Source organism: Albidovulum sp., from assembly GCF_008933605.1.
Taxonomy (GTDB): domain Bacteria; phylum Pseudomonadota; class Alphaproteobacteria; order Rhodobacterales; family Rhodobacteraceae; genus Albidovulum.
The window spans coordinates 1-6,230 of the sequence record NZ_WBUS01000173.1 but is presented as its reverse complement, the minus strand read 5'-3'; the positions used below and the strand labels follow the sequence as shown (position 1 = coordinate 6,230).

Below are 6,230 nucleotides of genomic sequence, written 5' to 3'. Positions count from 1 at the left end.
CCTGCCGACGCCCGGGGCCGAGCCGCCTGCGGGCCAGCTCGCGCCCGAGGACCTCACGGCGCTTGGCCGCGACCTTGCCGTCCTCGTCTCCTGCTGGCGCTGAGCCCGGCGGTCAGATCCGCCAGAAGCGCGGCAGGAAGAGGACGAGCACGACGAGGAGCTCGAGCCGGCCGAGCAGCATGGCGAAGGTGAGGATCCACTTCGCCGCGTCATTGATCGGCGCGAAGTTCCCGGCCGGGCCGATGATGTCGCCGAGGCCCGGCCCGATGTTGGCGATCGCCGTCGCCGCGCCCGAGATCGAGGTGACGAAGTCGAGCCCGGTCAGCGACAGCGCGACAGCCGTCAGGCCCAGGGTGACGACGAAGACCCCCAGAAAGGCCATCACCGAGAAGAGGACCTCCTCGCTGACCGGGTGCCCCTCGTAGCGCGCGGGGAACATGCCGTGCGGCGAGTGTATCCTGCGGATCTGTGCCCGGATGGCGGCGGCGAGAAGCTGGTAACGGAAGATCTTCACCGAACAGCAGGTCGAGCCGGCGCAGCCGCCGATAAGCCCGATGAAGAAGAAGAGCGCGACGGGGAACGGCCCCCAGAGCTGGTAGTCCACGCTCGCATAGCCGGTGCCGGTGATGATCGACGTGACGTTGAAGAGCGCCTCGCGCAGCGCGTGCTCCCATCCGTCGCCGTTGGCGAGCATCCGGTAGGCCGCGATCACGGCCACCAGCGCGGCGATGGTCCAGAGAAAGGCCTTCACCTGGGTATCGCGCAGGAGTGGCCGGGTGGACCCCGCGAGCATCTGGACGTAGCGGACGAAGGGGAGGCTGGCGAGCACCATGAACAGAGAGGCGAGGTATTCCGGGGCGCCCTGGAACGGCGCGAACGAGGCATCCGAGGTGGAAAAGCCCCCCGTCGACATCGTCGTCAGCGCGTGGTTCACCGCGTCGAAGCCGCCCATGCCCACCCCGCCGTAGGCCACCGCGCAGGCAACGGTCAGCGCGACGTAGATGGCTCCGATCCGGGCCGCGATCTCGGCCGCCCGGGGCAGCACCTTGCCGCCGGTCTCGAAGGCCTCGGACCGGAAGATCTGCATGCCGCCGACCCGCAGTTCCGGCAGGAAGACCATCGCCACGATGATGATGCCGATGCCACCGAACCATTGCAGCATGGAGCGCCAGAGCAGGAGGCCCCTCGGCAGGTGCTCGAGGCCGACGAAGACCGTGCCCCCGGTGGTCGTCATCCCCGACATGGATTCGAAGACCGCGTCGACCACGCGGGCGTCCGTCGCGCCGAAGATGAAGGGCAACGCTCCATAGAGTGGCAGCACGACCCAGACGCAGGTGGCAAGCAGGAAGGTCTGTTGCAGGCTCAGGCGTTCCGATACCCCGTTCGCGCAGGCAAGCGCCAGCAGCCCGCCGCTGGCGGAGGTGACAATCGCGCTTTGCAGGAAGGCGTGCCAATGCGCGTCGCCGGCAGCGAAATCGACTGCCAGCGGCAACGCCATCGTCGCCCCGAGGGCGGCGGACAGCAGGCCGATGACATATCCGACGGGACGCAGGTCGAGCATGAGGCGAGCCTTCGCGGCCCGCCGCCTCCCTGTCAAGCGCGCCCCGCGCGACCCGGCCTCACTCCCGCCAGAATCGCGGCAGCAGGATCACCAGCACCGAAAGAAGCGACAGTCGCCCCATGATCATGGCGAGGATCATCAGCGCCTTGGCCATGTCGGGAAACTCGAGGAAGGTGCCGGTCGGAAGGACCATCGGCCCGTAGCCGTAGCCGATGTTGCCGATCGAGGTCCAGGAGGCGAAGAGCGCGGATTCGAAGTCCACGCCGGTTTCGACGATCAGGAGCGCGATGATACCGAAGGTGATGATGTAGGCGCCGAGGTAGAGCACGATGGCGTCCATCGTGTCCACGTCGACGGGTCGGCCGGCATAGCGCACCGGCGCGAGCCGGTGCGGCGCGTGGATGCGGCGGATCTGCGCGCCCAGCGCGCCGAACATCACCTGGACGCGGAACACCGACAGGCCCGCGGCGCTTGATCCCGAACAGGCGCCGATCACGCCCATCCAGAGCGCGACCACCATCGGAAAGGCGCCCCAGACGGGAAAGTCCCCGGCGCCGAAGCCCGTCGAGGACATGATCGAGACGAGGTTGAAGAGCGTCTCGCGGAAGGCCGGTTCGAGGTCCTGTTCGCTCGTCGCCACGCGCCAGAGCGCGACGGAAGAAACCCCGGCCGCGACCCAGGCGAGATAGCCGCGCACCTGCGCGTCACGCCACAACGGGCGGGCCGATCCGCGCAGGAACTGGACGTAGCGGATGTAGGGCAGGCTGCCGAGCAGCATGAAGACCGCACCGGCATAGAGGATCGGGGCGGAATATCCGCTGAAGGAGGCCGCACGCGGCGAGAAGCCGCCGGTGGCGATGGTGGCGAGGGCATGGGTGACCGCCTCGAACGGGGCCATGCCGAGCATCGCATAGACGGCCATGCAGAGCGCGGTCAGCAGGGCATAGACGAGGAAGAGCTCGCGCGCGATGTCGGTCGCGCGGGGCAGTACCTTGCCGAAGGTGTCGAAACCCTCGGTGCGGAAGAACTGCATGCCGCCGACGCGCATGACCGGCAGGAAGATCATCGCGATGAAGGCGATGCCAAGTCCGCCGAGCCAGTTCAGCATCCCCCGCCAGAGCGTGACGCCGGGCGGCAGGTCGTCTACCGCGAGGAAGACCGAGGACCCGGTCGTGGTGATGCCGGACACCGCCTCGAAATAGGCGTCGATGAAGCGTGCGCCGGGGGCACCGAGGATGAAGGGCAGCGCCCCGAAGCCGGGAACGAGGAACCAGATCCCGAGCGTCAGCAGGAAGGCCTGGCGGATCGACAGGCTCCGGCCCGCGCTGTTCCGGCAGGCCAGCGCGGTCAGCCATCCGGTCATCGTGGTGACGAGCGCGGCGGCCGCGAAGGCGTGGGCGTTGCCGTCGCCGAGCAGACCGTCAAGCACGATGGGCGCGATCATCGTCACCCCAAGTGCGGCGATGACGAGACCGATCACATATCCGACGGGGCGCAGGTCGACCATGATGGCGGAGGCTTGGCCGCACCCCGCGGTGCTGTCAAGCGTCCAGACCGGGTATCACCCGGCCATGCCGCCCGGCACGAGGCCGAGACGGGCGCCATGCCGTTTCTCGTGCCGCCGCCCGGTTGCCGCCGCGACGGGCGCCGCTCAACCCGGACGGTGCAGCGTGGAGAAGAGCTTCGGGTCGATGCTTTCGGCGACGAATGTCGGTCCCTCGGTCAGGATCGACACCGCGTCATGCGAATGCAGGCTCTCCTGGTGGCTCGCCACGACGCGGAAATCGCCGACCCGCGGCTCGGCCAGGAGCCGCTCGGCGAAGCTCCGCGCCGCGTCCTCGACGAAGATCGGGTTCGCGGCGTTGAGTTCGGCGAAGGCCTGCTCGTCCTCGCGCTTGACCATCACCTGCGTCTCCGTCGGCACCGCCGCCCGGGCGAGGTCGATGAGATCCTCGTACCAGAGCCGCCGCGGCCCCTCCTCCACCACCGAGATGCGCGCGACGGAGCGCTGCGAATGCGGTGTGGCGAGCTGGCTGCGCGTCGCCCGCGCGTGTTCGGAAAGCTCCAGCGAGCAGGGGCAGGTGGAGGAATAGACGTAATCGAGATGGGTGATCCGCTTCTGCCGCCCGTCCCGCTCCATCAGTTCGAGGGCGATGTCGTAGTACTGCCAGCCTTCGAGCCCGGAGCGGAGCGACCGGACCCGCGCCGGGAACGAGAACCGCATCATCAGCCGGGCGTCGACGCTGTCGTGGTCCTTCTTGTAGTCGTCGAGCACCGCCGCCAGCACGGCGAAGGAGAAGGTCCGCTCGGCATGGGCATAGAAGGACCGCATGATGCGGCTCATGTTGATGCCCTTCTTCTCGCCGATGAGGCTCACCGTGCCGGTGACTGAGGTCTCGAGCGTCACGTCGCCGCCGTCGCGGGTGTGAAAGCGGATTGGCAGCCGGAAGTTCGAGATGCCGACATGCTGGATCGGCGCCTTGGCGCCGACGATCAGGCTGGAGGGGCCGTTCTGCAGGTCAGGAAGAGACGCGCGATACCCGGCGTCGGCGGCGAAGTCCGCCGGGTAGCTGCGCGACAGGTCGGGATAGTTGGCGAGCTTGCCCCCGGGCAGGAGCCGCGCGATGGCAGGGTCGAGCCGCGCCACCTCCACCGGGTCCGCGATCGCGGCCCACTCGCGCAGCACCGAGAGCGCCTCGGCGGCGTCCTCGGCGTCCGGCGTCTCGCCGATCTTCCGGATGAAGTTCATCGCGCCCTCCTGAGGTGCCGGCAGCAATACCCATTATGTGGGCGCGCTGCCCTCCATGTCCAACGATACGCGCTCCAATACGTTCAAGACACGACACCGGATCACGCCCGGGGGCGTTCACGCCGCGTCGAGCGCCGCCATCACGTCGGCCACGAGGTCGCCGGTATCCTCGATCCCCAGCGAAAGCCGGACAAGACCCGGGGTGATCCCCAGCAGGGCCTTCTGGTCCGCCGGCAGCCGCTGGTGCGTCGTCGTCGCGGGATGGGTCGCGATCGACTTCGCGTCGCCGAGGTTGTTGGAGATCTTCACGATCCCGAGCGCGTTGAGGAAACGGAAGGCCGCCGGCTGGCCGCCCGCGAGGTCCAGCGTCACCACCGTGCCTCCCGACCCCATCTGCTCCATCGCGATGCGATGCTGCGGATGGTCCGCCAGACCCGGGTAGATCACGCGCGCGAGCTTCGGGTGCCCCGCGATCGCCTCGGCCACCGCCTGGGCGCTCGCCGCCTGCTGGTGCACCCGCAGGTTCAGCGTCTCCAGCCCCTTCAGCATCACCCAGGCATTGAACGGGCTCATGGCGCCGCCGGTGTGCTTCAGATAGGGCTCGAGCACCTTGCGGATGTACTGCCGCGTGCCGCAGACGACGCCGCCAAGGCAGCGGCCGGAGCCGTCGATGTGCTTGGTCGCCGAATAGACGACGACATCGGCGCCGAGTTCCACGGCCTTCGAGAAGGTCGGCGTCACGAAGACGTTGTCGACGATGACGGTGGCGCCGACGCCATGGGCGATCCCGGCCACGGCGGCGACGTCGATCACCTCCAGTGTCGGGTTCGACACCGCCTCGAGGAACACCGCCTTCGTCCCCTCGCGCACCGCGGCGCGCCACTGGTCAAGATCGGTGCCGTCGACGAAAGTGACCTCGACGCCGAAGCGGGCCAGAAGGTCGAGCACATAGAGGCAGGAGCCGAAAAGCGCCCGGGCGGCCACGACATGATCGCCGGCCTTCAGCATTGCGGTCAGGGCCCCGTTGACCGCCGCCATGCCGGAGGCCGTGGCGAAGGCGTCCTCGGTGCCCTCGATCGCCGCCATGCGCTCCTCGAACATGCGCACGGTCGGGTTGCCGTAGCGGGCATAGATGAACTCGTCCGGCCCCGCCTCGATGAACCGCGCCTCCGCCGCCTCGGCGCTGTCGTAGACGAACCCCTGGGTCAGGAAGATCGCCTCCGACATCTCGCCGTACTGGCTCCGGCGCGCCCCCGCATGCACCAGTTTCGTCGCCGTCTTCCAGTCGTCCATCTTGCCCTCCGGCAATAAAAAACCCCCACCGGCAAGGGGTGGGGGCGCAGCGGCCTCCGACCTCTTTAGCGGCTTGTTTAACGTGGCCCGCAATCCGGTGAACAAAGCGCCACGGGGCCGCGATAGCGCGAAGACCGTGGCGCGTCAACCACGTCGCGAATCCGATTCCCGCCCGTCACGCCAGCGTCGTATGTGCGCGTCAGGTTGCAGCCACAACATCTTGTGGAGGCGGGAATGACGCTCCTGCACGTGAATGCCGACGGCTGCCTCTGGCGGATGCGCGACCGTGACGGGCCGGACCTCTCCGCCTGGCTCGACCGGCTTGCGCCCGACAGGCCGGTCCCGATTCTGATCCACGGCTTTCGCTACGCCCCCTCGGTGACTGGGCGCGATCCGCACGAGACGATCCTCTCGCGCGCCGAAAGCCTGCCCGGATGGGACCTGCCCTGGCCGCGCCACCTCGGCCTGACCGCCGGCGGGCCGGATCTCGGCATCGCGTTCGGCTGGAAGGGCTGCGGCAGTTTCTGGCACGCCCGCGCCGAGGCGCGGCGCGCCGGGCTCGCGCTTGCCGCGCTCGTCGGGCGGATCCGCGCGCTGTCACCGCGCCGCCGGGTGACGGTGCTCGCC

The 6,230-nt window shown here is 68.8% G+C and carries 4 protein-coding genes, 1 pseudogene and 1 riboswitch; of the genes and pseudogenes, 1 reads left to right on the top strand and 4 read right to left on the bottom strand.

All coding sequences use genetic code 11. The features are described from left to right. Window positions 1-112: 112 nt before the first annotated feature. The 4 genes from F9K34_RS16305 to metZ all read right to left on the bottom strand — a co-directional run bounded on the left by F9K34_RS16305 (window position 113) and on the right by metZ (window position 5,603). Window positions 113-1,561, bottom strand: a complete 1,449-nt coding sequence (locus F9K34_RS16305; RefSeq protein ID WP_291338176.1) for a TrkH family potassium uptake protein — start codon at window positions 1,559-1,561, stop codon at window positions 113-115. Between the two features lie 58 nt (window positions 1,562-1,619). Then, window positions 1,620-3,068, bottom strand: a complete 1,449-nt coding sequence (locus F9K34_RS16300; protein ID WP_291338175.1) for a TrkH family potassium uptake protein — start codon at window positions 3,066-3,068, stop codon at window positions 1,620-1,622. A gap of 144 nt (window positions 3,069-3,212) precedes the next feature. Continuing rightward, entirely contained in the window at window positions 3,213-4,310 is a 1,098-nt protein-coding gene (gene folE2, locus F9K34_RS16295) for a GTP cyclohydrolase FolE2 (RefSeq protein WP_291338174.1), read from the bottom strand. A gap of 117 nt (window positions 4,311-4,427) precedes the next feature. Then, complete coding sequence (gene metZ, locus F9K34_RS16290; protein ID WP_291338173.1) at window positions 4,428-5,603, bottom strand: O-succinylhomoserine sulfhydrylase; 1,176 nt, start codon at window positions 5,601-5,603, stop codon at window positions 4,428-4,430. Window positions 5,604-5,647: 44 nt separating this feature from the next. Further along, window positions 5,648-5,726: riboswitch (SAM riboswitch) on the bottom strand. A gap of 111 nt (window positions 5,727-5,837) precedes the next feature. On the opposite strand from metZ, the pseudogene F9K34_RS16285 reads away from it, so the two are divergent. After that, window positions 5,838-6,230: pseudogene (locus F9K34_RS16285) on the top strand (hypothetical protein); the annotation flags it as partial.

Coding starts and splice junctions, on each gene's coding strand:
- folE2 (WP_291338174.1), bottom strand. CDS start 4,310: ATGAACTTCATCCGGAAGATCGGCGAGACGCCGGACGCCGAGGACGCC.
- F9K34_RS16305 (WP_291338176.1), bottom strand. CDS start 1,561: ATGCTCGACCTGCGTCCCGTCGGATATGTCATCGGCCTGCTGTCCGCC.
- metZ (WP_291338173.1), bottom strand. CDS start 5,603: ATGGACGACTGGAAGACGGCGACGAAACTGGTGCATGCGGGGGCGCGC.
- F9K34_RS16300 (WP_291338175.1), bottom strand. CDS start 3,068: ATGGTCGACCTGCGCCCCGTCGGATATGTGATCGGTCTCGTCATCGCC.